Raw genomic sequence first — 25,694 nt, 5'->3', positions numbered from 1 at the left:
TCCGTCAGGCGTCGGCCGCCGTCGGAGCCGGGGACCCGGGCCCGGTGAGCGCGAGGTCCACGAGGCGGCGCCGGTCCTCGGCGTGGTCGCGGAACCAGAGACCCAGGAAGTGATCGGCGTCGGGCAGTTCGAGGCGGGTGAGGTCGGCGCGGGCGGAGAGCGCGTCGGCGACGGCCCGCGTCACGGCGGGAGGGATGACCGCGTCGGCGGCCGGTACGACGAGCACCGCCCGTCCCTCGTAGTCCCGCAGCGCGTCGAGGGCGGGCGCCTGCCGCCAGCTCTCCGGGGTGCGGATGATCCCGCTGAAGCGGCTCTGTGTCACCGGGCCGTCCTGCCGCGGGGCGCTCTCCGGGTCCTCGAACGGAAGGGGCCAGGCCTCGGCGGCGTACACCGCGGGCGCGCACAGGACGAGCGCCACCGCGCGCTTCCCGTAGTGCCGTGCGAGATCGGCGGCCGTCTGGCCGCTCATGCTGAACCCGACCAGGATCAGCGGGGCGTCCGCCGGGACCGTCGCGTCGATCACCGACACGGCCTGCTCGAAACGCCGCCGGAGGCTCAACTCGCCCAGTGTGCCGGTGCTTTCACCGTGTCCGGAGAAGTCGAACGCGAGTCCCGCGCAGCCGCGGGCCGCGAAGTCGTCGAGCAGCGGGAGCAGCCGCTCCTTGCTGCCGTTGCCCGCGCCGTGCAGCAGGACGGCCGTCGCCGCCCCGTCACCGGCGTCGGCGCCGCGGCTGCCGACGCAGCTCAGTCGTTCACCGTCGTGGTCGTGCGTGAAAGGGGAGAGCATCCGCCCATTTACGCACGCCGGCCGCACCGCCCCCGAAGCGGGAGTGGCTGAACAACTCCCCTTCGGGGATGACCGACCGGTCGGCGGGAGCGGGCGGGTCGTTCAGGAAGCGGCGGGAGTGCCGTTCGCGTCGGGCCCGGTGGTGCCGGACGCGGCCGGAGCGGGTGCGCCCGCGGCGCCGGCACCGGAGGCCGGGGTCGTGCCCGTGCCGGAGGCGGCCGACTTCGCCTGGGCCGCCGCGACCGCCTCACGCAGGTGGTCCTCCTGCTCCTGGCTCAGCGAGGTCTGCACCAACTGGCCGCCGAACTCGGCGATCTGGGGGATCACCTTGTCCCCGGCCGCCTGCTTGACGAGGACGAACAGCGCGCCCGCGCCGGGCCGCAGATTCTGGCTGAGATCCTTCATGAACTTGTCGTTGATGCCGGTGTCCGTGACGGCGCCTCCGGCGGCACCGGCTGCCGCGCCCACCGCCGCGCCGAGCAGCGGCGCCAGGAAGAGCAGCCCGATGACACCGCCCCACAAGGCGCCGCCGGCCGCTCCGACGGCCGTGTGGCTGACCGCCTGGTGCAGCTTGATCCTGCCGTCCTCGCTCCGCTCGACGACGACCGCGTCCTCCAGCTCGACGAGATGCTGCTTCGACAGCTCGAACAACTTGTCGCGCACCTGGCTCGCGGTGGCGACATCGTCGTAGGCGACGACGAACAGATTGCTCATGAGGGCACCCCTTGTGTCGATTTCGTACGACTTTATAGGGATATGGGGCGGGGTGCAGTCGGTCAGAGTCCGGGGGCGCCCCAGATCGGGAACCAGCGGGCGAGGTCCTGTTCGATACGCAGATCGTCGGTCAGGGCCGCCTTGACCTGGAGTTCGAGCGCGTTGTCGCGCCGCTCGCCCTCGCCGGTGAGCGGCGCGAAGGGGTAGAAGGTCCCGCGTTTGTAGAGGTAGACCAGGCCGAGCCGCCGCTTTTCGGCGTCCTCGAAAGCCACCACGGAACACAGGAGCTGAGGACCGAAGCCGGTGCCCTCCAGTGAGCTGTTGACCGCGTGCAGATCGCTCACCAGCGCCGGGAGGTCGTCGGGGGCGCGGCGGGAGACCAGCCACGAGTAGCCGTACTCGTCCCGGCCGATCTCCACCGGGGAGCCCGTCCGCCCGGTGTCGGCGTCCAGCAGGTCCCGCACCTCCTGGTGGGCCTCGGCGAAGGCCGCGCCCTCCACGGACGCGAAGCACACCGCTCCGGTGCCGGTGGGGATGAACCCGGCCGCGGCCTGGAGGGTCACGGCCGCCGACGGCAGCCCGAAGAGCCGGTCGAGGTCGGGTGCGGCGGGCTTGCTGCGGCCCAGCAGGATGTCCAGGAACCCCATGCGGTCAAAGAGCCTCTCCGGGAGTCGGGGCGCTCGCGTCCGGCACCGCGTGCTCGCCCAGCTCGGCGGAGATACGGGCCAGTTGTCCGAGCCGCTGCTCCAGGCTCGGGTGGGTCGAGAACAGGTTGGCGATGCCCGGCTGGGCGCCGAGCGCGGGGGTGAAGTAGAAGGCGTTGAAGGCCTGCGCGGTCCGCAGGTCCTTCGTAGGGATCCGGCCGATGTCCCCGGTCACCTTGGTCAGCGCGGACGCCAGCGCCGAGGGGCGGCCGGTGAGCAGGGCCGCGGAACGGTCGGCGGCCAGTTCGCGGTACCGGGAGAGCGCCCTGATCAGCAGGAAACTGATGGCGTACACGGCCGCGGACACCGCCATCACCGCCATGAAGATCGCGACGGTGTTCTGGTCCTTGCGGCCCCGCCCGCCGAAGAGCTGCGAGTAGAACGCGAACCGCACGATCAGTCCGGCGAGGACGCCGAGGAAGGACGCCACGGTGATCACGGCGACATCCTTGTGCGCCACGTGCGACAGCTCGTGCGCGAGAACGCCCTCCAGTTCGTCGGGCTCCAGACGGCGCAGCAGCCCGGTGGTCACGCACAGCACGGCGTGGTCGGCGTTGCGCCCCGTGGCGAACGCGTTCGGCATGTCGATGTCCGAGACGGCGACCAGCGGCTTGGGCATGTCGGCCACGGCGCACAGCCGGTCGACGACCCCGTGGAGCTGGGGATACTCCTCCCGCTCCACGATCCGTCCGTGCATGGCGTACAGCGCGATCCGGTCCGAGAACCAGTACTGCGCGATGAGGAGCCCGGCCGCGATCACGACGACCAGCACCCACGACTTCAGCAACACGATCAACGCGGCGACGAAGGCCACGTACAGCAATCCGAGCAGGAAGAGCGTGACCGTCATGCGCACGGTCAGCTCCCGGTCGTTCCGGAATCGGCTCCGCATCTCGCACCACCCCGCAGTAGGGCACTCGTCCCGCTCTCCATTGTGCGCCCGCGGTTCCCCATGAACCGGTGCCGATAGGCCCCGCGGCGGGCAAAGAACCAGCCGACGGGCGCGGGCCCGCGCCCGTCGCCGGCGGGGGAGAAACGCGTCGGCCGCGCCCCTCCCGGAGGAAGGACGCGGCCGATACGTGTGCGGCTGGACCGACGGGCTTACACGTCGAAGTACAGCTCGAACTCGTGCGGGTGCGGACGGAGCTGGAGCGGCGCGATCTCGTTCGTGCGCTTGTAGTCGATCCACGTCTCGATCAGGTCGGACGTGAAGACGTCGCCCGCGAGCAGGAACTCGTGGTCGCGCTCCAGCGAGTCGAGGACGGCCGGGAGCGAGGTCGGGACCTGGGCCACGCCCGCGTGCTCCTCGGGAGCCAGCTCGTAGAGGTCCTTGTCGATCGGCTCGGCCGGCTCGATCTTGTTCTTGACGCCGTCCAGACCGGCCATCAGCAGGGCCGCGAACGCCAGGTACGGGTTGCCGGAGGAGTCGGGCGCGCGGAACTCGACGCGCTTGGCCTTCGGGTTCGAGCCCGTGATCGGGATACGCATGGCCGCGGAGCGGTTGCGCTGCGAGTACACCAGGTTGACCGGGGCCTCGAAGCCGGGGACCAGACGGTGGTACGAGTTCACCGTCGGGTTGGTGAAGGCGAGCAGCGACGGGGCGTGCTTGAGGATGCCGCCGATGTAGTAGCGGGCCATGTCCGACAGACCCGCGTAGCCGGCCTCGTCGTAGAACAGGGGGGAGCCGCCGCTCCACAGCGACTGGTGGACGTGCATGCCCGAGCCGTTGTCGCCGAAGATCGGCTTCGGCATGAAGGTCGCGGTCTTGCCGTTGCGCCAGGCGACGTTCTTCACGATGTACTTGAAGAGCTGGAGGTCGTCGGCCGCGGCGAGCAGCGTGTTGAACTTGTAGTTGATCTCGGCCTGGCCGGCGGTGCCCACCTCGTGGTGCTGGCGCTCGACCTGGAGGCCGGAGTTGGCCAGCTCCAGGGAGATCTCGGCACGCAGGTCGGCGAAGTGGTCGACCGGCGGGGTCGGGAAGTAGCCGCCCTTGTAGCGGACCTTGTAGCCGCGGTTGTCCTCGATGGCACCGGTGTTCCAGGCGCCGGCCTCGGAGTCGATGTGGTAGAAGGACTCGTTCTCGGCGGTCTTGAAGCGCACGCTGTCGAACACGTAGAACTCGGCCTCGGGACCGAAGTACGCCGTGTCGGCGATACCCGTCGACGCGAGGTAGGCCTCGGCCTTCTTGGCCACGTTGCGCGGGTCACGGGAGTACTGCTCGCCCGTGATCGGGTCGTGGATGAAGAAGTTGATGTTGACCGTCTTGTCGCGGCGGAAGGGGTCGACGCGCGCGGTGGACAGGTCGGCGCGGAGCGCCATGTCGGACTCGTGGATGGCCTGGAAGCCGCGGATGGAGGAGCCGTCGAAGGCGAGCTCCTCGGTCGGGTCGAAGGCCTCGGCCGGGATCGTGAAGTGCTGCATCACACCCGGCAGGTCGCAGAAACGGACATCGACGAACTTGACGTCCTCGTCCGCGATGAACTTCTTGGCCTCGTCGGCGTTCTGGAACATCCAGCTCCTCCTACTCCCGCCCACTGTGGACCGGGGTGGTAGTTCGTTCGTGCGGCCAGTGCGGTGGCACACGCTGGGGCCGACCATAGGGACGGGGGATTTCTCCAGCGTGACCCATTTGTTTCGCCCAAGTTAACCGACCTCGGCCCGGCGGGCCCCTCCTGTCCGTATGGCAAAACGGGCACAGTACCTTGGACGGGTGGACAACAGGCAAGCAATCGGATCGTGGCTCTCCGGCCCCCGCGCGGCGGCGGAGGAAGCCGGCGTCGACTTCGGCTACCGGGGCGAACAGCTCGGTCTGCCGGAGCACGGACCGGGCTCGATCGCCCGCCCGGGGCGCCGGCTGGGCGCCCTCGCCGTCGACTGGGGCCTGTGCCTCCTGATCGCATACGGGCTGCTCACCGACGGCTATGACCAGGCCACGGGGAACTGGGCCCTGCTCGTCTTCTTCGTTCTCGGGGTCCTGACGGTCGGTACCGTCGGCTTCACTCCGGGCAAGCGGCTGCTGGGTCTGCGCGTCGTGCCCGAGGCCGGCGGCCGGCTGAACCCGCTGCGCGCCGTGCTGCGCACCGCGCTCCTGTGCGTGGCCGTCCCGGCCCTGATCTGGGACCGCGACGGCCGAGGCCTCCACGACCGTCTCGCCCGCACGATCGAGGTCCGGGCCTGACCCCACCCGGGGGATCCGCTCCGCCGGAGGCGGTACTCCGTGGCGGAGCCGGCAGGCTACGGCGAGCGGCCGGCGCGCCACCGCGAAGGCGGCCCACGCGGCCGAGGTCGCCGCGGTGCGGCGATCGGCATTGCGGCGAGGCCCCCGGTGGATGCGACCCGCCCCCCCCACCGGCGCTCCCCCCGGGGGGGGGGGGGTGGGGGGGCTACTAAATGGGGGGGGGGGGGGCCGGGTCATCGCGGGCCCCCCCACCGCCGTAGGACTGGTCAAGCGAGCGCGAGCGTCACCTCTTGGGGCCGCCGCGAGGCATCCGCATGCCCTTGGGCATCGGGCCCTTCGGCAGCGGCATGTTGCTCATCAGGTCGCCCATCGCCCGCAGTCGGTCGTTGGTCGCGGTGACCTGGGGGCCGGCGAGCACACGCGGCAGCTTCAGCATGGTCGTGCGGAGCTTCTTCAGCTCGACCTGGCCCTCGCCGGTGCCCACGAGAATGTCGTGCACCGGGACGTCCGAGACGATCCGCGCCATCTTCTTCTTCTCGGCGGCCAGCAGGGTCTTCACCCGGTTCGGGTTGCCCTCGGCGACCAGCACGATGCCGGCCTTGCCGACCGCCCGGTGCACCACGTCCTGGCTGCGGTTCATCGCGACCGCCGGAGTGGTGGTCCAGCCCCGGCCGATGTTGTCGAGCACCGCCGCGGCAGCGCCCGGCTGGCCTTCCATCTGCCCGAAGGCCGCCCGCTCGGCCCTGCGTCCGAAGACGATCGCCGTCGCGAGGAAGGCGAGCAGAAGCCCGAGAATCCCGAGATAGACAGGGTGGCCGATCAAGAAGCCGATCGCGAGGAAGACACCAAGGGTGAGAATTCCGACAGCCGCGAGTACAAGACCGATCTTGGAATCGGCCTTGCGGGTCATTTTGTACGTCTGAGCGATCTGCTTGAGTCGCCCGGGGTTCGCAGCGTCCGCTGCGGGTTCCTTCCTCGCCATGCCCACGAGTCTACGTGGCCCGCGAAGTGCCGACGACGGCAGTACCGGGCGAGCGGCGCCGCGGCAGCGGGGGAGGCTGCTGCCGTGGCGGAACGACCGGCGCCGGCCGGCGCCGGTCAGGAAGGGACGACGGATTCCAGTACGCGCTGCGCCTCGACCCGGTCCTTGGCGCGGCGGCGGTCCTCCAGGACGGAGGTCCAGGCGTTGCGGCGGGCGGTGCGCTGCCCACTGCTCATGAGCAACGACTCGACGGCACGCAGTGCATCGGTGAACGACGGAATCGCGGTGGCGCGTACGGGCGCGGCCTGCATGATGGAGATCCCCCCTAGGGATCGACGGCTCGGACGGGGACGGGTGTGACGTGGAACCAGAGTCACTGATTGGTGTTACCAGTACGTGACCGAGCGGTCAAACACCAATGAAACCTTGATACCGCGGGTCGTTTTCCTGACCCGTTCCTGATGCGGCGTTCAACTGCGGGGATGCCCCGAGGGGGTGTGAACGGGCCGTTGTGAAGGGCGAGTTGCTTGTGCGCGGATTCACACGAAAGCGGTGGCACCGAGTGCCACCGCTTTCCTTTCGCAACGTGTGCCGTTCGGGGGATCAGACCGCCTGGGAGGCGACGTACGCGCCCCGCTTCTCGATGGCCATCTGGTACAGGCGCCCGGCCCGGTACGAGGAGCGGACCAGCGGGCCCGACATGACGCCGGAGAAGCCGATCTCCTCGGCCTCCTCCTTGAGCTCCACGAACTCCTGCGGCTTGACCCAGCGCTCCACGGGGTGGTGGCGCACGGAGGGGCGCAGGTACTGCGTGATCGTGATGAGCTCGCAGCCCGCCTCGTGGAGCTGCTGGAGCGCCTCGCTGACCTCTTCGCGGGTCTCGCCCATGCCGAGGATCAGGTTCGATTTCGTGACCAGACCGTAGTCACGGGCCTCGGTGATGACCTTGAGCGAGCGCTCGTAGCGGAAGCCCGGACGGATGCGCTTGAAGATCCGCGGGACCGTCTCGACGTTGTGGGCGAAGACCTCGGGGCGCGAGGAGAAGACCTCCGCGAGCTGCTCGGGCTCGGCGTTGAAGTCCGGGGCGAGCAGTTCGACCTTGGTGCGTCCGGACTCGCGGCCCGCCGTCTGCGCGTGGATCTGGCGGACCGTCTCCGCGTACAGCCACGCGCCGCCGTCCTCCAGGTCGTCGCGGGCGACGCCGGTGATCGTGGCGTAGTTCAGGTCCATCGTGACGACGGACTCACCGACACGGCGCGGCTCGTCGCGGTCCAGGGCCTCCGGCTTGCCGGTGTCGATCTGGCAGAAGTCGCAGCGCCTCGTGCACTGGTCACCGCCGATGAGGAACGTGGCCTCGCGGTCTTCCCAGCATTCGTAGATGTTGGGGCAGCCCGCCTCCTGGCAGACCGTGTGCAGGCCCTCGCCCTTCACGAGCGCCTGCATCTTCGTGTACTCGGGACCCATTTTCGCCCGGGTCTTGATCCACTCGGGCTTGCGCTCGATGGGGGTCTGGCTGTTCCGGACCTCCAGGCGCAGCATCTTGCGTCCGTCGGGTGCGACTGCGGACACATCGGCTCCCTGTAACTTCGATTCTTCGGCGTACACCAGGGTACGCCCGTGCGGTGCTCGGCCCCCGAGGTGGGCAACCTTCGGGAGCGGGGGTGCATTCCCGGAGGCGTTCCGCCGTGCGGCGCGGGGCCGGGCGGGCGCCGCGCCCCAGGGGGACGCGCGGGGCTCAGGCCGGGGTGCGTTCCACGACGCGCGGCTTGAGGTCCGCGTTCGCCAGGATGTCCCCGAGGTGCTTCTCGGCCACCGGCAGGACCTCGGCGATGCTCACGTCGCGGCCCAGCTCGCCCGCGAGCGAGGCGACGCCCGCGTCGCGGATGCCGCACGGGATGATCCGGTCGAACCAGGCGTTGTCCGGGTTCACGTTCAGCGCGAAGCCGTGCATGGTGACGCCCTTGGCGACGCGGATGCCGATGGCGGCGATCTTGCGGTCCTCGCGGCGCTGGCCGGCGTTGGACGGGGCGTACTCCGGGCCGTTGAGCCGCGGGTCGAACTCGTCGTCCTGGAGCCGGGGGTCGAAGTCGAGGGAGAGGCCCCCGAGCGCGGAGGTCCCCTGGGGGTCCTTGGCGTCGCCGAGGACCCAGACGCCGCTGCGGCCCTCGACCCGGCTCGTCTCCAGGCCGAACTCGGCACAGGTGCGGATGAGGGCCTCTTCCAGACGGCGTACATGGGCTACGACGTCCACGGGACGCGGGAGCTTCTGGATGGGGTAGCCGACGAGCTGGCCCGGACCGTGCCAGGTGATCTTGCCGCCGCGGTCCACGTCGATGACGGGAGTGCCGTCCAGGGGCCGCTCGTTGTCCGCCGTGCGCCGGCCCGCGGTGTACACCGGGGGGTGCTCCAGGAGCAGACAGGTGTCGGGGACCTCGTCCAGGAACCGGGCGGCGTGCACACGGCGCTGCTCGTCCCACGCCTCCTGGTACTCGACGGCCTCGGCACCGAATCCCATGCGGACGAACCGCAACCCACTCACGGCAAGCGCCTCCCTAGAAGCTTCCTCGGGCACGTGGTGATCCCCGTGCGGGGCACGCGGAGGAACCTTTCGTCAGGTCCGTGGCGCGCCCACGCCACTGTACGTCCGTCCGATCCGCGTCAGCCCGACGGTCAATCCTCACACGATCGGATGAATGAAAGTCGATGTGTGCGATGACGTGCTCACGCTCCGCTACATTCGCGCCGTTCACTAGGCCATAAGGGCTGCTCACAGGCAATCCGGGCACAGGGGGGCCGCGGGGAGGCGCAAGCACGTTCTCACGCCGCCCCGAGACCCCCTGGAGACCCGAAGGCAGGAGACCGCACCGCAGATGACGGAACGACCCGCGCAGCGCACGCCCAATCGACAGCTCGCCGCGCTCATCGCAGAAGCGGGGTTCTCCAACGCAGGTCTCGCCCGTCGCGTGGACCAGCTCGGACTCGAACACGGACTGGACCTGAGATACGACAAGACCTCGGTGACCCGGTGGCTGCGGGGCCAGCAGCCCCGCGGGACCACCCCCGCCCTCATCGCCGAGGTGTTCACCCGCCGCCTCGGCCGGCGCCTGAGCGCGCAGGACCTCGGGCTCGACGCCTGCGCCCCCGTGTACGCGGGGCTCGAATTCGCCGCGACCCCCGAGGAGGCCGTGGACATCGTCAGCGGCCTGTGGCGCAAGGACTCCGGAAGCCACGCGGAGCTCCGCAAGATCGCTTTCACCCCGGCCGGGCTCGTCGTGCCCAGCCGGGACTGGCTGATCGGCCGGGCCGACGACCGGGTCGCCCGCGGCGAGCAGCCCTCCCGCATCCCCGCCCAGGGCCGCCCGGCCTCGCCCAAGCTCACGGCACCGCCCGAGCAGGGGGGACCCGCCTCCCGGCGCGGCCGGACCGAGCGGGGCCCCGGCCAGCGGGTCAGCGGCGGGGACATCGCCGCGCTCCGCTCGGTCGGCGAACTCTTCCGGGCCCTCGACAACGCTTACGGCGGCGGCCACGCCCGCCAGGCACTGGTCCGCTACCTGGAGCACGAGGCCGAACCCATGCTGCGCGGCGCGTACGGCGAGCAGACCGGCCGCCACCTGTTCGCCGCCGCCGCCGACCTCACCCGGCTCGCCGGCTGGACGTCGTACGACATCGGCGCGCACGGACTCGCGCAGCGGTACTTCGTCCAGGCGCTGCGGCTGGCGCAGGCCGCGGGGGACCGGGTGTACGGCTCGTACGTGCTCATCACCATGAGCCGGCAGGCCGTCTACCTCGGGCACGGACGTGAGGCCGTGCAGCTGGCGCGGGTCGCGCAGCAGGGCCTCGGCTCCGGGGGGCCGCACGTCGTGCAGGCGCTGCTGCACGCCGTCGAGGCGCGCGGGCACGGGGTGCTCGGCGAGGTGCGGGCCTGCACGGCCTCGCTGGTCCGGGCCGAGCGCGCGCTGGAGGCGTCCCGGACCGGCGACGAGGTCCCGCACTGGGCCCGGTACTTCGACGAGGCGCAGCTCGCCGACGAGTTCGGGCACTGCCACCGGGACCTCCAGCAGTTCCGGGCGGCGGCGCAGCACGCCGAACGCTCGCTGCAACTGCGGGCGCCCGGCTACGCGCGCAGCCGGCTGTTCTGCCGGGTGGTGCTCGCCTCGGCGCGGCTCGGGCTCGGCGAGCTCGACCAGGCCTGTCTGCTCGGCGCCGAGGCCGCGGGGCAGGCGGCCGAGATGCGGTCGGCGCGGGCCGTCGAGTACGTACGGGACTTCGAGAAACGGCTCGAACCGTACAAGGACGCCGCTCCCGTGCGCGGCTACCGCGACAAGGTGGCCGCGCTGAGCTGAGCGAGGGTCTGTCCGGCGGGGCGCAGGGTGCCGTGCGGGCACGGACGGGCGTGCCGGGCCCCGTGCCGCCGGACCGTCCCCGGTCTCCGGCCTGGGGAACCGGAGACCGGGAAGCCCGACGCGCGCACCGGGGGCGGGAGTTCGCCCCCGGCGCCCGCAAACCGGCCCACCGGAGCCGGGGTTGCCCCACCGGGGCGGGGTCGCTTCCCGGGGCGGGGCCCGTCTGTCGGAAGCCCGGTCCGGCGGGCGGGAGTGGGGCGCGCCCGCCGGGGCCGGGGGGTGTGGTTCGGAGGTTCGGAGCCACCTTTCGGGGTTTTCCGGGGGGCGCGGGTCCGGTGGGCCCGTGGGCTCGTGCGTCGGGTCCCGGAGCTCCGGAGCCCCGTGCCGGAGTCGCGGGACCCGGCGCCGAAGTCATGAGACCCCGGGCCGGAGTCGCGGGGGCGGGTGGGTCAGGCCGCGGCGGGTTCCAGGGGTTCGGCCGACAGGGTGGGGACGTGGACCTCCAGGTCGGTCAGGAGGGCGTGGGCGGCCCGCCGGGCCGAGTGCAGCGCGCCCTGCACCGTGCCGGTGTCCCGGTGGTCACCGCACACGTACAGGCCCGCGAGCAGCCGTACGGCGCGGCGCGGGTCGTGCGGCGGCGGCATCGCCGGGACCGCCTCCGGCTCGTGATGGACCGCCAGCAGTTCCCAGCGATTCGTCGACGTGCCGTAGAGACGGGCGAGCTGGGCGCGGACCGTCGCGTCCAGATGGGCCGCGGCGGGCGGGGTGCCGAGCACGGTCGATGAGATCAGGGCGCGGCCCGCGGGCGCGCGGGTCGGGTCGACCTGGCTGACGACAGCCGTGTGCGCCACCGGCCCGCTCCGGTCGGCGTCCAGGAGCAGCGCCGGATCGCCGAGCGGCGGTTCGTCCGTGGTGTGGTGCAGGACGGTCACCGGATGGAAGGCGGGCACGTGCAGCCCGGGCAGGAACCCGGCGGCGGCGCGGGCCCCGGTCGCGAGCAGGATGGCCCGGCAGCGGAGTTCGCCGTGCTCCTTCGTCGTGACCCGGGTCGTGGACACGGCGGTGACCTGGACGGCGGTGTGCACGGTGCCGGGCGGAAGCCCGGCGGCGAGCAGCTCCGGGAGCGCGTCGGCGCCGCCCTCGGGCAGACACAGCCGGCCCGTCGCGAAGGAGTGCAGCGCGAGGTCGGCGAGGCGGCTCGACGTCCGCAGCTCCGGGTCGCACAGCAGGGCCGCGAGAAGGGGGCGCAGAAAGGTCTCGACCGTACGGGCCGGAAGTCCCCGGGCGGTCAGCGCCTTCGCCGCGGTGAGGTCGGGGCGGGCGAGCAGACGCTCCGGCGTGGTGGCGGCGAGCCGCGCGAGGGCCGCGCCGAGACGGGCCTGATCGAGGGGGCTGCCGAGCTGTCCGGGGCGGGTGGTGCCGCGCGCGGGCCGGGGCAGCGGAAGCCGGGGGGCGCTCGCGAGGGCGCGTGCGGTGGTGAGTGCGCCCCTCGCGCTCCGGGGAGCGCTGGGCGTGCCCGTCTGATGGCGGTGGCCGTCGCTGTGCAGCAGCACGCCCGGCGAGAACGGGCACAGGACGAGGCCGCCCAGGCCCGGGGTGTGGCGCAGTTCCGGGTACGAGGTGGACAGGAGCCGGCCGAGCCGGTCCAGCCGGAAGCCGTCCACCTTCTCCGTGGACATGCGCCCGCCCACATGAGGGGCGGCCTCCAGGACGGCGGTCCTCAGCCCCGCCCCGGTCAGGTGCCGTGCGGCCGCGAGGCCGGCGACACCGGCTCCCACGACGACGACGTCGACGTCTTCCGTGATCTCCGCCGTGTGCGCGGCGTGGCGTGCGGGCTCTAGCACGTGCCCCTCCTCGAGGTTGCGCGGCCGGTGGGGACGTCATGCCCCCAACACGCTTCTGGAATGCCCGAGTTCGGATCGAGGGTGCGAGGTTCGGCCGCCCGGGGGAAGCCGCGCGGCGGCCGTGCACGGGGGCATGGGGGGTGCATGTGCCCGCCCGGCGGGTGCGGCGACCTCACCGGAACCGCCCCGGACGCCTCGGGCGACTTCGCCCCGAACCGGCGACACCCGGCGCCCGGCCGGCAACTTGGGCCGCCGAGCCCTGCCGGAGCACTCAAAGCCGACGCCCCGCCTGGAGACCGCCCCCGGTCCGGAGGCCGACCCTCGGGACCCCGAGCCGGGCCCCGTCCCGGGGCATACCAGGAGTCTCCGGCCCCCGGAGCCGCGCCCCTCAGCCCAGTGCGGCTCGCAGTGTCGCGTCGATCGACGGGAACGCGAAGGTGAAGCCCGACTCCAGGAGGCGGGTGGGCAGGACGCGCTGGCTGCCCAGGACGTCCTCGGCCATGTCGCCGAGGGCGAGCCGCAGCAGCGGGGCGGGCGCGGTCAGCAGGGTCGGCCGGTGCAGGACACGTCCCATGGCCTCGGTGATCTCTGCGTTGGTGAGCGGGTCGGGGGCCGTCAGGTTCACCGGCCCGGACAGCGACTCCGTGTCGATGAGATGGCGGATCGCGGCCACCTCGTCGTGCAGCGCGATGTAGCTCCAGTACTGGCGCCCGTTCCCCATCCGCCCCCCGGCACCGGCCTTGAACAGCGGAAACAGCCTCGCCCAGGCCCCGCCCTCACGGGCCACCACGAGCCCGGTCCTGGGGATCACCGTGCGCACCCCCGCCTCCTGCGCGGGAGCGGTCGCCTCCTCCCACTCCACACAGACGGACGGCAGGAAACCGTCCCCGGGCGGCGCCGACTCGTCCACCGCGCGGTCGCCCGTCCCGCCGTAGAACCCGATCGCGCTCCCGTTGACGAAGACCCGCGGCGGTTCGTCGAGCGAGGCCACCGCCTCCGCGAGCGTCACGGTCCCGAGCACCCGGCTGTCCCGGATCATCCGCTTGTACGTCCGCGTCCACGGCCGCCCCGCGACCGGGGCCCCCGCCAGATTGACCACCGCCGCACAGCCGATGAGTCCCACGGCGTCGATCCGCTGCCGCTGCGGATCCCAGCGGATCTCGTCCGGCGAACGCGGCTCACGGCGCACGAGCCGGACCACCTCGTGCCCCTCGGCGCTCAGGGAGCGCGCCAGCGCGGAACCGATCAGACCGGACGCGCCGGCGATCGCGATGCGGGAACCCGGGGACAGCGGTGAGTCGCTCATGGGTCCATCCTGCCCGCGCCGCCGCGGACTTCACGGAAAGGACCGCAGCGCGGCGGCCGTACAGTGACCGGTATGTCAGCCCCACGGATACGCACGGCCACCCTCGACGACGAGGACGCGCTCGGCCGGATCGACCGCGACACCTGGTCCACGCTGCACGCCGTCATGCCGCGCCCCCGGCCGCCGTACGAACCCTTCTACAGCGAGCGGTTCGGACCCCGGGACCACCTCGTCGCCGAGCTCGACGGCCGTCTCGTGGGGTACCTCCGGCTGGGCTTCCCGACCCCGCTGGCCTGCAACGCGCATGTCCGGCAGATCCTCGGACTGGCCGTCGCCGACGAGGCCCGCGGCGCCGGGGTGGGCCGCGCCCTGCTGCGGGCGGCGCGCGAGGAGGCCCGCCGTCAGGGGGCCCGGCGCATCACGCTGCGCGTGCTCGGCCACAACACCCCGGCGCGCGCGTTGTACGAGTCCGAGGGGTTCGTCGTCGAGGGTGTCCTGCCCGGGGAGTTCCTGCTGGACGGCGCCTACGTGGACGACGTCCTGATGGGACGCCCGCTCTGACCCGCTCTCACCGCATCGACGGGTCCCGCCCGTGGCGCGCCGCCAGCCCCGACGGGTGGCCGCCGTCGGTGCCCGGCGGGCGCGGGCCGGCCATGAGGTGACGCAGACAGCGGACGGCCAGTTCGGCGGGTGAACCCGGCCCCTCGGCCGGCGCGTCCGTGGCCGCCCAGGTCTCCAGGGCGATCCGGATCGCGGCCGTCGCCGCGGCGGCGGCCAGCCGGGACTCCAGCGGGTCCGCGCCGCTGCCCGCCAGCCGGGCCGTCACCGGGACCAGCAGCTCCTCCGACTCCTGGTTCACCCGGTACCACACCGAGCGCAGCGCGGGATCGCCGGTGGCCGCCCGCAGCAGCGCGCGGGTCTGCTCCAGCCGCTCCGCCGCGTGGGTGTCGGGGGCGGCCAGCGCCTCCCGGACCGCCCGCTCCAGCGCCGCCGGCAGGGCCGTGCCCGGCTCCGTCGCCGCGAGCAGCGCACGCCAGTGGTCGCCGCCCGCCGCGAGCAGCGGGCCCACGGCGTCCCGCTTGTCGCGGAAGTAGCGGTAGAAGGTGCGCGGTCCCACCCCGGCGCGGCGGGCGATGTCCTCCGCCGTGGTGCCGTCCGGACCGCGCTCCGTGAAGAGCTCGGCCGCCGCGCGCGCGATGTCGAGCCGGGTGGCCGCCTTGCGGCGCTCGGTCAGCGACGGTGCGGGTGCCTCGGGCGGCTGGCTGCTCACGCGCAGAGCGTACGCCGGGAGCGTGCCCGCGGACCCGGCCGGACGCGGGCCCCGGGTCAGGACGTGACGAGGTCGCCCGTGTCCACGCGGGCCGTGGCGTGGGCCGCCTTGCGGGCGTCGCTCGCGACCTCGTGCGCCGTCAGGACGTAACCGGTCTCGGCGTCCGAGGTCGAACGCGCGAAGACCACGCCGTACACCTTGCCGTCCGTCGTCAGGAGCGGGCCGCCGGAGTTGCCGGGCCGGACGGTCGAGCGGATCGCGTAGATCTCGCGGGTGACGGTGCCGGTGTTGTAGATGTTCTGGCCGGTCGCGTTGATGCGGCTCGCGACGGTGGCCGCCTGGAGGTCGAGACCGCCGTCCTGCGGGTAGCCCGCGACCACCGCGGAGTCGCCGCGCGAGGCGACCCCGTCGAAGTGGAGGACGGGCGCCCGCAGCGCCGGCACGTACAGGACGGCGACGTCCTTCTGCGGGTCGAAGAGCACCACCCGCGCCTGGTAGGGGCGGCCGACCCCGCCCACCCGCACGGTCGGCCGGTCGATCCCGGCCACCACGTGCGCGTTGGTCATGACGCGGTGGGCGGCGTAGACGAAGCCGCTGCCCTCCCGGCCCTGGTTGCCCGAGGCGCCCTCGACCTTCACGGTGCTCAGCTTGGCCGCGTTCGTCGCGGAGGGCGTGACACTGTCCCCGGAGGGCTTGGCGACACCGGCCGCCGGTTCGTTCTCGAACGGGTTGAAGACCTGCGGGAAGCCCGCCTCGGTGAGGGCCGAGGTCGCGCGCGAGAACCAGGTCGGCGTGGTCTCCGGCATCGAGTTCTGCACGGCGCCCAGCAGCGCCGAGTTGCGGATCGACTGCGTCACCACCGTCGAGGAGGACGCGCCCAGGACGCTCGCCGCCACCCAGGCCACCAGCAGCACGGCGACGGTGTTCGCCGCGGCTCCGCCGATCCCGTCGGCCACTCGCAGCGGCCCCTGGTCCAGCTCGCGGCGCAGCTTCAGCGCCAGCCGTCCGGCCAGCTCGTGGCCCACGACCCCGGGCACCAGCACCGTGAGCACCGCCGTGACCGTCGCCGCCGGTGTCCCCGCCGTGACCAGCTCCATGACCCACGGCAGCACCCATACGCCGATGACGGCGCCGCCCACGAAGCCGGCCAGCGAGACACACCCGGCCACCAGGCCGCGGCGGTACCCGGAGGCCGCGTAGACCAGGATGACCAGCACCAGCAGGAGGTCGAGAACGTCCACGGAGCCGCCTTTCTCTAGGGCCCCTTAGTACGCGCCGGGCGGGCCCAGTGATCAGCCACGCGCGTTCGGTGCCCGCGGAAACGGCCACACACCCGTGGACCTGTAGAAACGTCCCGGACACGACCGATGGTTCCACCAGGTGGCACACCCCACATCGCGGCCCGCGCGGATCCGGGTCAGGGTGGCTCCATGCGTGTCTTCCGGAATCCGCGGGGGCCTCGAATACGGAGCGGGGAGCGGGCGTCCCGGCACGGGCGGCACGGACGCCCGGGGCCCCGGGCCCGCGAGGAGCGCACCGGCCGGGCGGCGCGGGCCCCTCGTGCGCCCGTGCCGCCCGGCGCACGCCGGCGCGCGCCGCTGAAGCTCTCGAAACCGGCCCTCATCGCCCTCGGATGCGCGCCCGGCCTGCTCGCGGTCCTGGCACTGGTGATGTGCGCGGCCGGGGTGGACCGCACGGCGTCCCGCACCGCCACCCCGCCCCCGGTCGCGGCCCGGATCACCGTCCCCCGTCCGGTCGCCAGACCGCCCATCGTGCCGCGGACGGCGTGGCTGGACACCGCGAGCACCCGAAAGCAGCCGCCGCCCCGCTACGACGACCGCGTCGTGGCGGTCTTCGTCCATCACACCGACACGCCGAACGGCTACGACTGCGCCGACGTGCCCCGCATCATCCGTGACGTGTACGCGGGCCAGACGGGCGCCAAGGACTGGGACGACATCGGCTACAACTTCCTCGTCGACCGCTGCGGCACGATCTACGAGGGCCGCGCGGGCGGGATCGACCGGCCCGTCACCGGAGCGCACACGCAGGGCTTCAACCACCGCTCCGCCGGGATCGCCGCGATCGGCACCTTCACGGCGGGATCGCAGGTGCCGAAGGCGATGACCGACGCGATCGCCCGGCTCGTGGCCTGGAAGCTCGGGCTCGGCGGAGTGGACCCCCGGGGCACGGTCCGTCTCGTCTCCAGCAACAGCCTCAGCCGCTACGCCGCGGGCACCGCCGCCGTGCTCGCCACCGTCTCCGGCCACGACGCGGCCTTCATGACGAGCTGCCCGGGCGCCGCCCTCAGCGACCGCCTCCCCGACATCCGCGAGCTCGCCGCCCGCATCCAGGGCCGCTGAGCGCCCGGCGCCGTCGGTCACAGGCACACCCCCGGCGGCTCACAGGGTCCCCAGAGCCGGGCGCCCTACCGTCCACGTACGGCGCCGCACGGCGTCGTACGCACCGACCGGAGGCGGGGATGATGAGGATCAGTCGGACGGGGCCCGCGCGCCGCGCGGGGAGCGGGGCGCACGCGGGGCGCACCGGGGGCGGACAGGACGCACGGGCCGTGGAACCGTCCGGTGGCCGGGTGACGGCGGCGCGAGGGCCGTGGACGGTGGCGCGGGGTCCGTGGGCGGTGGTGTGCGCCGTGGTCACGGTCGTCCTGGGCCCGGCGGCGGTCACGGCCTCCGCGCTGGACCAGGCCAACGCGGCCCCGCGGCACCACACGACGCGGGCCGACGATGCGCGGGCGTACGTCCCCGTGGACCGGACGCGCCTGGCCGCCGTACCCCGGAGCCGCACGGGCACGTCCTGACAGACCGGTCCGTTCGGCCCGTCAGTCCTCCCTCAGTCCTCCCTGAACCGCTCCCACAGCTTGGGGTAGCGCTCCGCGACGACCGACTCGTTCTCGAATTCGAGCGGGGTGCCCTCGGGCTCGGCGGCCGCGGCCGGGATGCCCAGAGCGGGCGCGACGGCACCGGTGAGCTGCTCGTACGCCTCGTCGGCCGCGTACCCCAGCTCCTCGCCGTCGCCGTCGATCTCCTCGTCGAAGTCGTCCAGCAGCTCGGCGAGCGTGTCGGGGTCGTGCATCGCCCCCTCGAAGACGTCCCGGCCCTGGCCGATCAGCCAGCACCGGAAGAAGTCGAAGGCGTCGTCGCTCGCCCCGTCGAGCAGCACCCAGGCGGCGCCCCACAGATCCCAGCGGTACGCGCGGTTGTAGCGGGACTCGAAGTGCCGGGCGAAGTCCAGGACGGAGTCCGGATCAAGCTGGACGAGCCGCTCGACGAGCAGATCCGCCTGTTCCTCGGGGTCTCCCTCGGCCGTCTCGCGGGTCGTGTCCACCAGCTCCCAGAACTCCGTCTCGTCCATCACGGGTCCAGCATCGGGCCTGGGCGGGAGCGACGCACGTGGAGCGGAGCAGATTGTTATGCATGCACATGCCGAAGGTAAAACCGCCGGGTTCCTACGGATTTCAAGCGGTCGGAGACCGGTAGAGCGCCGCCGCACCGGCCGCGTCCTCGGCGCAGCGCCTGCGCAGAGCCGCCGGAGCGAGCACCTCCACCTCGGGCCCGAGCCCCCGCAGTTGCGTACGGGCGACCTCCTCGGACTCGACCGGCAGGGTGAGGGTCACCCAGCCCCGCCCGTCGGGGGCGCCCGCCGTGCCGAGCCCCTCCCTCGCCGACGCGGGATCGAGGACGTACGGCAGCGTCCGCACGCCCTCAGGGGACAGCCGCACGACGACCTCGGACCGCAGGACGGACCGGGCGAACTCCTCGGCCCGCTCCTCCCAGAACGCCGGTAGGTCGAACTCCTCGTCCCGCAGGAACCGCTCCGGGCCGGGTTCGACCGCGGTGAACCGGTCGATCCTGTAGACACGGAAGGCACCCGCGTCGGCCACCCTCGCGCACAGGTACCAGAGCCCCGCCTTCAACACGAGCCCGTACGGTTCGAGGGTCCGTTCCACCTCCGCCCCGTCGCGCCGGTAGCGGGCGAGGACCGGGCGGTCGTCCCACACCGCGTCCGCGAGCGCGGGCAGCAGCCCGGGCGTCCGCGGCTCGCTGAACCAGGCGGGCGCGTCCAGATGGAACCGCTGCGCCGCCGACCGCGAGGCGTCCTGGAGCGAGGGCAGCAGCGCCGCCGACACCTTCAGCCGGGCCGCCGACGCCGAGTCCTGAAGACCCATGTCGCGCAGCGCCCCCGGCACCCCGCTCAGGAACAGTGCCTCCGCCTCGTTCCGCGCCAGCCCCGTCAGCCGCGTGCGGTACCCGCCCACCAGGCGGTAGCCGCCGGTCCGGCCCCGGTCGGCGTAGACCGGGATCCCCGCCTCCGACAGCGCCTGCGCGTCCCGGGCGACCGTGCGCTCGGACACCTCCAGCTCCCGCGCCAGCTCGGCGGCGGTCATCGACGCGCGGGTCTGGAGCAGCAGCACCATCTTGATCAGACGAGCGGCACGCATGGGTTCATGATGCCGGGCACCACTGACAGCCGGGAAAGCCGAGAGGGCACCACCGACAGCCGGCGAGGTCGACCGGACACCACCGGCAGCCGGGAAAGCCGGAAAAGCCGGGAAGGGGTACGGCGGCCGCCGTACCCCTTCCCCGTGTCATGCCCCGGGCCCTACAGGCCGTAGCGCTCCCGGGCCTCCTTCACGGCCGACGCCTTGACCTCGCCGCGGCGGGCGAGCTGCGCCAGCGCGGCGACGACGATCGACTGCGCGTCCACTCCGAAGTGGCGGCGGGCCGCCGCACGGGTGTCGGAGAGGCCGAAGCCGTCGGCACCGAGCGAGGACCAGTCCTGCTCGACCCACTGCGCGATCTGGTCCGGGACCTGGCGCATGTAGTCGGAGACCGCGAGCACCGGGCCCTCGGCGCCCTGGAGCGCCTGGCGGACGAACGGCACCCGCTCCTCGCCGCGCAGCAGGGCCGCGTCGGCCTCCAGCGCGTCACGGCGCAGCTCGGTCCAGGAGGTCGCGGACCACACGTCGGCGGCCACACCCCACTCCTCGGCGAGCAGCTTCTGCGCCTCCAGCGTCCAGTGGATCGCCGTGCCGGAGCCGAGGAGCTGGATGCGCGGGGCGTTCGCCGCGGCCACGTTCAGGCCCGCCGACTCCACGGTGTTGAAGCGGTACAGGCCCTTGACGATGCCCTCGTCCACACCGGCCGGCTTGGCGGGCTGCGGCATCGGCTCGTTGTAGACGGTCAGGTAGTAGAAGACGTCCTGGTCCTCGCCCGGGGCCGCCTCGCCGTACATCCGGCGGAGACCGTCCTTGACGATCGCCGCGATCTCGTACGCGAACGCCGGGTCGTAGGACAGGGCCGCCGGGTTCGTGGCGGCGATGACCGGGGAGTGGCCGTCGGCGTGCTGGAGGCCCTCACCGGTCAGGGTCGTACGGCCCGCCGTGGCACCGACCAGGAAGCCGCGGCCGAGCTGGTCGCCGAGCTGCCACATCTGGTCGGCCGTGCGCTGCCAGCCGAACATCGAGTAGAAGATGTAGAAGGGGATCATCGTCTCGCCGTGCGTGGAGTACGCGGTGGACGCGGCGATGAAGTCCGCCATGGAGCCGGCCTCGGTGATCCCCTCGTTGAGGATCTGGCCGTCCGTGGCCTCCTTGTAGTACATGAGCTGGTCGCGGTCGACCGGCTCGTACGTCTGGCCCTTGGGCGAGTAGATGCCCAGCGACGGGAAGAGCGACTCCATACCGAAGGTGCGGGCCTCGTCCGGGACGATCGGCACCCAGCGGCGGCCGGTCTGCTTGTCGCGGACCAGGTCCTTGACGAGGCGGACGAACGCCATCGTGGTCGCGAGGTTCTGCGAGCCGGAGCCCTTGTCGAAGGACGCGAACGTCTTGTCGGCGGGGGCCGGAAGCGGGGCCACGGCGTGCGTGCGGCGGGCCGGGGCCGGGCCGCCGAGGGCCGCGCGGCGCTCCTGGAGGTAGCGGACCTCGGGGGCGTCGGCGCCCGGGTGGCCGTAGGGCACCACACCGTCGACGAACTGGCTGTCGGAGATGGGCAGTTCGAGCAGATCACGCATCTGCTTGAACTCGTCCACCGACAGCTTCTTCATCTGGTGGTTGGCGTTCTTCGACGCGAAGCCCTCGCCGAGGGTGTGACCCTTGACCGTCTGGGCCAGGATCACCGTCGGCGCGCCCTTGTGGGACACGGCGGCGCGGTAGGCCGCGTACACCTTGCGCGACTCGTGGCCGCCGCGGGAGAAGCGGAAGCACTCGATGATCTTGTCGTCGCTCAGCAGCTTCGCCATCTCGACGAGCGCCGGGTCGGAGCCGAAGAAGTCCTGGCGGATGTAGGCGGCGTCACGGGTCTGGTACGTCTGCACCTGCGCGTCGGGTACCTCGCGCAGCCGGCGTACGAGCGCGCCCGTGGTGTCGAGCTGGAACAGCTCGTCCCAGGCCGAGCCCCACAGCGACTTCACGACGTTCCAGCCGGAACCGCGGAACCGGGCCTCCAGCTCCTGCACGATCTTGAAGTTCGCGCGGACCGGGCCGTCGAGGCGCTGGAGGTTGCAGTTGATGACGAAGGTCAGGTTGTCCAGACCCTCGCGGGAGGCGAGCGTGAGTGCCGCCGTCGACTCCGGCTCGTCCATCTCGCCGTCACCGAGGAACGCCCACACGTGGGACTGCGAGACGTCCTTGATGCCGCGGCTGGTCAGATACCGGTTGAAGCGGGCCTGGTAGATCGCCGACAGCGGGCCGAGGCCCATGGAGACGGTCGGGAACTCCCACAGCCAGGGCAGCCGGCGCGGGTGCGGGTACGACGGGAGGCCGCTGCCGCCGGACTCCTGGCGGAAGTTGTCCAGGTGCTGCTCGGTCAGCCGGCCGTCGAGGAAGGCGCGGGCGTAGATGCCGGGAGAGGCGTGGCCCTGGATGAAGAGCTGGTCGCCGGACCCGTCACCCTCCTTGCCCTTGAAGAAGTGGTTGAAGCCGGTCTCGTAGAGCCAGGCCGCGGAGGCGAAGGTGGCGATGTGGCCGCCGACGCCGTGCTTCGCGCCCCGGGTCACCATCGCGGCCGCGTTCCAGCGGTTCCACGCGGTGATCCGGGTCTCCATCGCCTCGTCGCCGGCCGCGGCGGGCTCGGCGGCGGTGGGGATGGTGTTGACGTAGTCGGTCTCAAGCAGCTTGGGCAGCGCGAGACCGTTGCCCTCGGCGCGCTCCAGCGTGCGGCGCATCAGGTACGCGGCACGGTGCGGCCCGGCCGCCTGGGTGACGGCGTCCAGGGAGGCCTGCCATTCGGCGGTCTCCTCGGGGTCGCGGTCCGGGAGCTGGTCGAGCTCGCTCGGCTGGATTGCGGTGGGGTCGGTCATTGCGCCGCCTTCCGGATGCGGAGGGGGGTTCCCTCATCGGCAAGGGGTTTTCGGGGGGTGCCCTTGGTCTGTGGCAGGACAGGGCGGCGGGCTCTTGTGGGAGCCCGTCGAGGACTGTAACCCCCTGATCGATGATCGATCAAAGGAATCCGGGGGAAATCCTCTTCAGATCGGAAAGTCGGCACGGGGTGCCTTGGAGTCAGGCACCGGGTGCCTCGAAAATCGACGGTTTTCGCAGGTGAGAGCACGGTTGAGCGGAGGCGTGCTCCCCTGCGCCGGTGTCGTCCGGACGCCTTTGAAGCCGGCCGCCGGTGCGGTCCGGGTACCTTCGACGCCGGGTGCCGGTGCCGTCCGGGCACCCCTCGGGGACGCGGGGCGGAGCCTCAGGGGCGCAAAGAAGGGCCTCAGGGACGCGGGGCGCAGCCGAGGACGTGGGCCTTCACGAGGTCGGCGATCTGCGGATCGCGCCGCCGGAAGGCGTCCACGAGGGCCTCGTGCTCCTCCGCGTACGACTGCTGCACGGTCCCGAGCCAGCGGATGGACAGGGCCGTGAAGACCTCGATGCCCAGGCCCTCCCACGTGTGCAGGAGGACGGAGTTCCCGGCCGCCCGGACCAGCTCGCGGTGGAAGCCCACGGTGTGCCGGACCTGACCGGTCCCGTCGGCCAGCCGGTCGGCCTCGTACAGGGCCGCCACATGCGGTTCGAGGGCCGAGCAGTCCTCCGCCAGCCTTCCGGCCGCCAGCTCCGCCGCGATGGCCTCCAGGCCGGCTCGTACGGGGTAGCTCTCCTCCAGGTCGGCGGCGGTCAGATTGCGTACCCGCACGCCCTTGTTCGGCGCCGACTCGATCAGCCGCAGCGACTCCAGCTCGCGCAGCGCCTCGCGGACCGGGGTCTGGCTGACCTCCAGCTCCGTGGCGATCCGCCGCTCCACGATCCGCTCGCCCGGCTTCCAGCGCCCGCTGACGATCCCCTCCACGATGTGCTCGCGGATCTGTTCGCGCAGCGAGTGGACGACGGGCGCGGTCATGAAAGCTCCTTGGGGAGGGGCGGCGAAACCCTCGTGGGCGTTTGACCTTTAGACAATAAGGCCGCCGCTGTGCCCGTGAGGGGCGCATGGCGGCGCTTTCCCGCAGGTGAGACGAGACTTACACGCTGTCAGAGTGTTCCCGGCCGTACGGGTTCGTACCGGGTGAAGTCCGGATTCGTGCCGTCGATGTGATCGCGGAACCCGGGGCGCGGCGGAAGATCGGCGGCCGGGGAACCCGGGTGCCACGGAAACACGGCACCCCCGCCCGGAGGTCCGGACGGGGGTGCCGTGTCAGCGTGCCGTATGCCGGCGGCGCGGGTTACAGGCCGAGCTCGACCTCGAACTCGCCCGCCTCCAGGATCGCCTTGACCGCGGTCAGGTAGCGGGCGGCGTCGGCGCCGTCCACCAGACGGTGGTCGTAGGAGAGCGTCAGGTAGGTCATGTCGCGGACACCGATGACGGTGCCTTCCTCCGTCTCGATGACGGCCGGACGCTTGACCGTGGCGCCGATGCCCAGGATCGCGACCTGGTTCGGCGGCACGATGATCGTGTCGAAGAGCGCGCCGCGCGAGCCGGTGTTGGAGATGGTGAAGGTCGCGCCGGACAGCTCGTCCGGAGTGATCTTGTTCGCCCGGACCTTGCCCGCCAGGTCGGCGGTGGCCTTCGAGATGCCGGCGATGTTGAGGTCGCCCGCGCCCTTGATGACCGGGGTCATCAGGCCCTTCTCCGAGTCCACCGCGATACCGATGTTCTCGGCGTCGAAGTAGGTGATCGTGCCCTCGGCCTCGTTGATCCGGGCGTTGATGACCGGGTGGGCCTTCAGCGCCTGGGCCGCCGCCTTCACGAAGAACGGCATCGGGGAGAGCTTGACGCCCTCGCGTGCGGCGAAGGAGTCCTTCGCCTGCGCGCGGAGCTTCATCAGGCGGGTGATGTCGACCTCGACGACCGAGGAGAGCTGCGCCTGCTCGCGCAGGGCCTTCACCATGTTGTCGCCGATGACCTTGCGGATGCGGGTCATCTTGACGGTCTGGCCGCGCAGCGGGGAGACCTCGAGGACCGGCGCCTTCTTGGCGGCGGCCGGGGCGGCGGCAGCGGCCGGAGCCTGCGCCGCGACGGCGGCCTTCGCGGCCTCGGCGGCGGCGACGACGTCCTGCTTGCGGATACGGCCACCGACGCCGGTGCCCTTGACGGCGGCCAGGTCGACGCCGTTCTCGGCGGCGAGCTTGCGCACCAGCGGGGTCACGTACGCACCGTCGTCACCGGTGGTCGCGGCGGGGGCCGGGGTGACGGGGGCGGGCGCGGCCACCGGCGCGGGGGCCGGAGCGGGAGCGGCGGGCGCGACCGGAGCGGCCGGCTGGACCGGAGCCGGGGCGGCGGCGGCCGGGGCGGCCGGAGCAACCGGGGCCGGGGCCGGAGCAGCGGGGGCGGCGGGGGCGGCGGGAGCCGGGGCGGGAGCGGCCGGGGCGGCCGGAGCCGCGGCGGCAGGAGCGGCGCCCGGAGCGCCGATGACGGCCAGCTTGGCGCCGACCTCGGCGGTCTCGTCCTCGCCGACCACGATCTCCAGCAGCACGCCGGCGACCGGCGCGGGGATCTCGGTGTCGACCTTGTCCGTGGAGACCTCGAGCAGCGGCTCGTCCTCCGCGACCTCCTCGCCGACGGCCTTCAGCCAGCGGGTGACGGTGCCCTCGGTGACCGACTCGCCCAGCGCGGGCAGCACGACGTCGGTGCCGGAGGCGCCACCGGCGGGAGCGGCGGCCGGAGCGGGGGCGGGGGCGGCCGGGGCCGCGGGGGCCTCGGCGACCGGGGCGGGGGCGGCCGGAGCGGCGGCCGGGGCCGGGGCCTCGGCGGCGGGAGCCGGGGCGGCGGCGGGCGCGCCCGTGCCGTCGTCGATGACGGCGAGCTCGGCGCCGACCTCGACGGTCTCGTCCTCGGCGACCTTGATGGACGCGAGGATGCCGGCGGCGGGGGAGGGGATCTCGGTGTCGACCTTGTCCGTCGACACCTCCAGCAGCGGCTCGTCGGCCTCGACGCGCTCGCCCTCGGCCTTCAGCCAGCGGGTGACAGTGCCCTCGGTGACGCTCTCACCGAGTGCCGGAAGGGTTACGGAAACCGGCATGGTTTCTGTTGCTCCTTATTGGGGTCTCCCCTGCCCGACCGGGATCGAGGGCTCGGGGAAGTGCGGAAGTCTGTGGTCGTCGTCGAGCCCTGCTCGACG

Annotated in this window: 23 protein-coding genes; 5 read left to right on the top strand and 18 right to left on the bottom strand. The window is 72.6% G+C overall.

Going from position 1 to position 25,694, the window contains the following annotated elements:
• Positions 1–4: 4 nt before the first annotated feature.
• The 5 genes from ACIQ7M_RS13220 to glnA form a co-directional block, all read right to left on the bottom strand.
• On the bottom strand, positions 5–787 hold the full coding sequence (locus ACIQ7M_RS13220; protein ID WP_403643138.1) for an alpha/beta hydrolase: 783 nt from the start codon (positions 785–787) through the stop codon (positions 5–7).
• A 102-nt stretch (positions 788–889) separates the two neighbouring features.
• Complete coding sequence (locus ACIQ7M_RS13215; RefSeq protein WP_403643135.1) at positions 890–1,501, bottom strand: DUF1269 domain-containing protein; 612 nt, start codon at positions 1,499–1,501, stop codon at positions 890–892.
• A 62-nt stretch (positions 1,502–1,563) separates the two neighbouring features.
• On the bottom strand, positions 1,564–2,148 hold the full coding sequence (locus ACIQ7M_RS13210) for a hypothetical protein (RefSeq protein ID WP_403643132.1): 585 nt from the start codon (positions 2,146–2,148) through the stop codon (positions 1,564–1,566).
• Positions 2,149–2,152: 4 nt separating this feature from the next.
• The gene (gene htpX / locus ACIQ7M_RS13205) at positions 2,153–3,097 is read right to left on the bottom strand and encodes a zinc metalloprotease HtpX (protein WP_355774769.1); all 945 of its coding nucleotides are present in this window, start codon (positions 3,095–3,097) and stop codon (positions 2,153–2,155) included.
• A gap of 209 nt (positions 3,098–3,306) precedes the next feature.
• A complete protein-coding gene (glnA, locus tag ACIQ7M_RS13200) occupies positions 3,307–4,716 on the bottom strand; it encodes a type I glutamate--ammonia ligase (protein WP_355776070.1) in 1,410 nt (469 codons plus the stop codon).
• 199 nt (positions 4,717–4,915) lie between these two features.
• Between glnA and ACIQ7M_RS13195 the strand changes: the two genes are divergently transcribed.
• A complete protein-coding gene (locus ACIQ7M_RS13195; RefSeq protein ID WP_355776072.1) occupies positions 4,916–5,383 on the top strand; it encodes an RDD family protein in 468 nt (155 codons plus the stop codon).
• A gap of 283 nt (positions 5,384–5,666) precedes the next feature.
• Here the strand turns inward: ACIQ7M_RS13195 and ACIQ7M_RS13190 are convergent, their stop codons facing one another.
• The 4 genes from ACIQ7M_RS13190 to lipB all read right to left on the bottom strand — a co-directional run bounded on the left by ACIQ7M_RS13190 (position 5,667) and on the right by lipB (position 8,904).
• A complete protein-coding gene (locus ACIQ7M_RS13190; RefSeq protein ID WP_384793567.1) occupies positions 5,667–6,365 on the bottom strand; it encodes a DUF4191 domain-containing protein in 699 nt (232 codons plus the stop codon).
• Positions 6,366–6,481: 116 nt separating this feature from the next.
• Positions 6,482–6,676: a hypothetical protein gene (locus tag ACIQ7M_RS13185; RefSeq protein ID WP_355765517.1), complete on the bottom strand. Its 195-nt coding sequence runs from the start codon at positions 6,674–6,676 to the stop codon at positions 6,482–6,484.
• A gap of 292 nt (positions 6,677–6,968) precedes the next feature.
• Positions 6,969–7,934 (bottom strand): lipoyl synthase, encoded by a 966-nt coding sequence (lipA, locus tag ACIQ7M_RS13180; RefSeq protein ID WP_386989526.1) that lies wholly within the window; start codon positions 7,932–7,934, stop codon positions 6,969–6,971.
• A gap of 166 nt (positions 7,935–8,100) precedes the next feature.
• Entirely contained in the window at positions 8,101–8,904 is an 804-nt protein-coding gene (gene lipB, locus ACIQ7M_RS13175; RefSeq protein ID WP_403643126.1) for a lipoyl(octanoyl) transferase LipB, read from the bottom strand.
• Positions 8,905–9,235: 331 nt separating this feature from the next.
• Here lipB and ACIQ7M_RS13170 point away from each other — a divergent pair, with 331 nt between their 5' ends.
• Entirely contained in the window at positions 9,236–10,708 is a 1,473-nt protein-coding gene (locus tag ACIQ7M_RS13170) for a regulator (RefSeq protein ID WP_386989531.1), read from the top strand.
• A gap of 449 nt (positions 10,709–11,157) precedes the next feature.
• On the opposite strand, the gene ACIQ7M_RS13165 is transcribed toward ACIQ7M_RS13170, so the two are convergent.
• Positions 11,158–12,552, bottom strand: coding sequence for an NAD(P)/FAD-dependent oxidoreductase (locus ACIQ7M_RS13165; RefSeq protein ID WP_403643122.1), 1,395 nt, complete (start codon positions 12,550–12,552; stop codon positions 11,158–11,160).
• A 388-nt stretch (positions 12,553–12,940) separates the two neighbouring features.
• Complete coding sequence (locus ACIQ7M_RS13160; RefSeq protein WP_355765502.1) at positions 12,941–13,858, bottom strand: TIGR01777 family oxidoreductase; 918 nt, start codon at positions 13,856–13,858, stop codon at positions 12,941–12,943.
• A 72-nt stretch (positions 13,859–13,930) separates the two neighbouring features.
• Here ACIQ7M_RS13160 and ACIQ7M_RS13155 point away from each other — a divergent pair, with 72 nt between their 5' ends.
• Positions 13,931–14,419, top strand: coding sequence for a GNAT family N-acetyltransferase (locus ACIQ7M_RS13155; RefSeq protein ID WP_355765499.1), 489 nt, complete (start codon positions 13,931–13,933; stop codon positions 14,417–14,419).
• Positions 14,420–14,426: 7 nt separating this feature from the next.
• Here the strand turns inward: ACIQ7M_RS13155 and ACIQ7M_RS13150 are convergent, their stop codons facing one another.
• Together ACIQ7M_RS13150 and ACIQ7M_RS13145 are read right to left on the bottom strand one after the other, a co-directional pair.
• Complete coding sequence (locus ACIQ7M_RS13150; protein ID WP_403643117.1) at positions 14,427–15,128, bottom strand: TetR/AcrR family transcriptional regulator; 702 nt, start codon at positions 15,126–15,128, stop codon at positions 14,427–14,429.
• A gap of 56 nt (positions 15,129–15,184) precedes the next feature.
• Entirely contained in the window at positions 15,185–16,369 is a 1,185-nt protein-coding gene (locus ACIQ7M_RS13145) for a MarP family serine protease (protein ID WP_355765493.1), read from the bottom strand.
• Positions 16,370–16,798: 429 nt separating this feature from the next.
• On the opposite strand from ACIQ7M_RS13145, the gene ACIQ7M_RS13140 reads away from it, so the two are divergent.
• Entirely contained in the window at positions 16,799–17,491 is a 693-nt protein-coding gene (locus tag ACIQ7M_RS13140; RefSeq protein WP_403643536.1) for a peptidoglycan recognition protein, read from the top strand.
• Positions 17,492–17,700: 209 nt separating this feature from the next.
• Positions 17,701–17,949, top strand: a complete 249-nt coding sequence (locus ACIQ7M_RS13135) for a hypothetical protein (RefSeq protein WP_403643112.1) — start codon at positions 17,701–17,703, stop codon at positions 17,947–17,949.
• A 32-nt stretch (positions 17,950–17,981) separates the two neighbouring features.
• On the opposite strand, the gene ACIQ7M_RS13130 is transcribed toward ACIQ7M_RS13135, so the two are convergent.
• The 5 genes from ACIQ7M_RS13130 to sucB form a co-directional block, all read right to left on the bottom strand.
• Positions 17,982–18,503 carry a DUF4240 domain-containing protein gene (locus tag ACIQ7M_RS13130; protein ID WP_355765523.1) on the bottom strand — a complete coding sequence of 174 codons (522 nt, stop codon included), beginning with the start codon at positions 18,501–18,503 and terminating at the stop codon, positions 17,982–17,984.
• A gap of 103 nt (positions 18,504–18,606) precedes the next feature.
• On the bottom strand, positions 18,607–19,590 hold the full coding sequence (locus ACIQ7M_RS13125; protein ID WP_403643109.1) for a helix-turn-helix transcriptional regulator: 984 nt from the start codon (positions 19,588–19,590) through the stop codon (positions 18,607–18,609).
• Between the two features lie 161 nt (positions 19,591–19,751).
• Entirely contained in the window at positions 19,752–22,451 is a 2,700-nt protein-coding gene (aceE, locus tag ACIQ7M_RS13120; protein ID WP_386988379.1) for a pyruvate dehydrogenase (acetyl-transferring), homodimeric type, read from the bottom strand.
• 404 nt (positions 22,452–22,855) lie between these two features.
• Positions 22,856–23,479, bottom strand: coding sequence for a GntR family transcriptional regulator (locus ACIQ7M_RS13115; protein ID WP_355765485.1), 624 nt, complete (start codon positions 23,477–23,479; stop codon positions 22,856–22,858).
• A 319-nt stretch (positions 23,480–23,798) separates the two neighbouring features.
• Positions 23,799–25,595, bottom strand: coding sequence for a 2-oxoglutarate dehydrogenase, E2 component, dihydrolipoamide succinyltransferase (gene sucB, locus ACIQ7M_RS13110; protein ID WP_403643105.1), 1,797 nt, complete (start codon positions 25,593–25,595; stop codon positions 23,799–23,801).
• Positions 25,596–25,694: the final 99 nt, after the last annotated feature.

It is taken from the genome of Streptomyces sp. NPDC096324 (genome assembly GCF_044763015.1).
In the GTDB taxonomy this organism is placed as follows: domain Bacteria; phylum Actinomycetota; class Actinomycetes; order Streptomycetales; family Streptomycetaceae; genus Streptomyces.
Note: the sequence above shows the minus strand (reverse complement) of the source record. Positions and strands in the feature narration are given on the sequence as shown.

Excerpts from the sequence above, each read along its gene's own strand:
- ACIQ7M_RS13220 (WP_403643138.1), bottom strand. The coding sequence starts at position 787 with ATGCTCTCCCCTTTCACGCACGACCACGACGGTGAACGACTGAGCTGC.
- ACIQ7M_RS13155 (WP_355765499.1), top strand. The coding sequence starts at position 13,931 with ATGTCAGCCCCACGGATACGCACGGCCACCCTCGACGACGAGGACGCG.
- ACIQ7M_RS13115 (WP_355765485.1), bottom strand. The coding sequence starts at position 23,479 with ATGACCGCGCCCGTCGTCCACTCGCTGCGCGAACAGATCCGCGAGCAC.
- ACIQ7M_RS13185 (WP_355765517.1), bottom strand. The coding sequence starts at position 6,676 with ATGCAGGCCGCGCCCGTACGCGCCACCGCGATTCCGTCGTTCACCGAT.
- ACIQ7M_RS13130 (WP_355765523.1), bottom strand. The coding sequence starts at position 18,503 with ATGGACGAGACGGAGTTCTGGGAGCTGGTGGACACGACCCGCGAGACG.
- ACIQ7M_RS13140 (WP_403643536.1), top strand. The coding sequence starts at position 16,799 with ATGTGCGCGGCCGGGGTGGACCGCACGGCGTCCCGCACCGCCACCCCG.
- glnA (WP_355776070.1), bottom strand. The coding sequence starts at position 4,716 with ATGTTCCAGAACGCCGACGAGGCCAAGAAGTTCATCGCGGACGAGGAC.
- aceE (WP_386988379.1), bottom strand. The coding sequence starts at position 22,451 with ATGACCGACCCCACCGCAATCCAGCCGAGCGAGCTCGACCAGCTCCCG.
- htpX (WP_355774769.1), bottom strand. The coding sequence starts at position 3,097 with ATGCGGAGCCGATTCCGGAACGACCGGGAGCTGACCGTGCGCATGACG.
- ACIQ7M_RS13210 (WP_403643132.1), bottom strand. The coding sequence starts at position 2,148 with ATGGGGTTCCTGGACATCCTGCTGGGCCGCAGCAAGCCCGCCGCACCC.
- ACIQ7M_RS13215 (WP_403643135.1), bottom strand. The coding sequence starts at position 1,501 with ATGAGCAATCTGTTCGTCGTCGCCTACGACGATGTCGCCACCGCGAGC.
- ACIQ7M_RS13170 (WP_386989531.1), top strand. The coding sequence starts at position 9,236 with ATGACGGAACGACCCGCGCAGCGCACGCCCAATCGACAGCTCGCCGCG.
- ACIQ7M_RS13160 (WP_355765502.1), bottom strand. The coding sequence starts at position 13,858 with ATGAGCGACTCACCGCTGTCCCCGGGTTCCCGCATCGCGATCGCCGGC.
- ACIQ7M_RS13125 (WP_403643109.1), bottom strand. The coding sequence starts at position 19,590 with ATGCGTGCCGCTCGTCTGATCAAGATGGTGCTGCTGCTCCAGACCCGC.
- sucB (WP_403643105.1), bottom strand. The coding sequence starts at position 25,595 with ATGCCGGTTTCCGTAACCCTTCCGGCACTCGGTGAGAGCGTCACCGAG.
- ACIQ7M_RS13190 (WP_384793567.1), bottom strand. The coding sequence starts at position 6,365 with ATGGCGAGGAAGGAACCCGCAGCGGACGCTGCGAACCCCGGGCGACTC.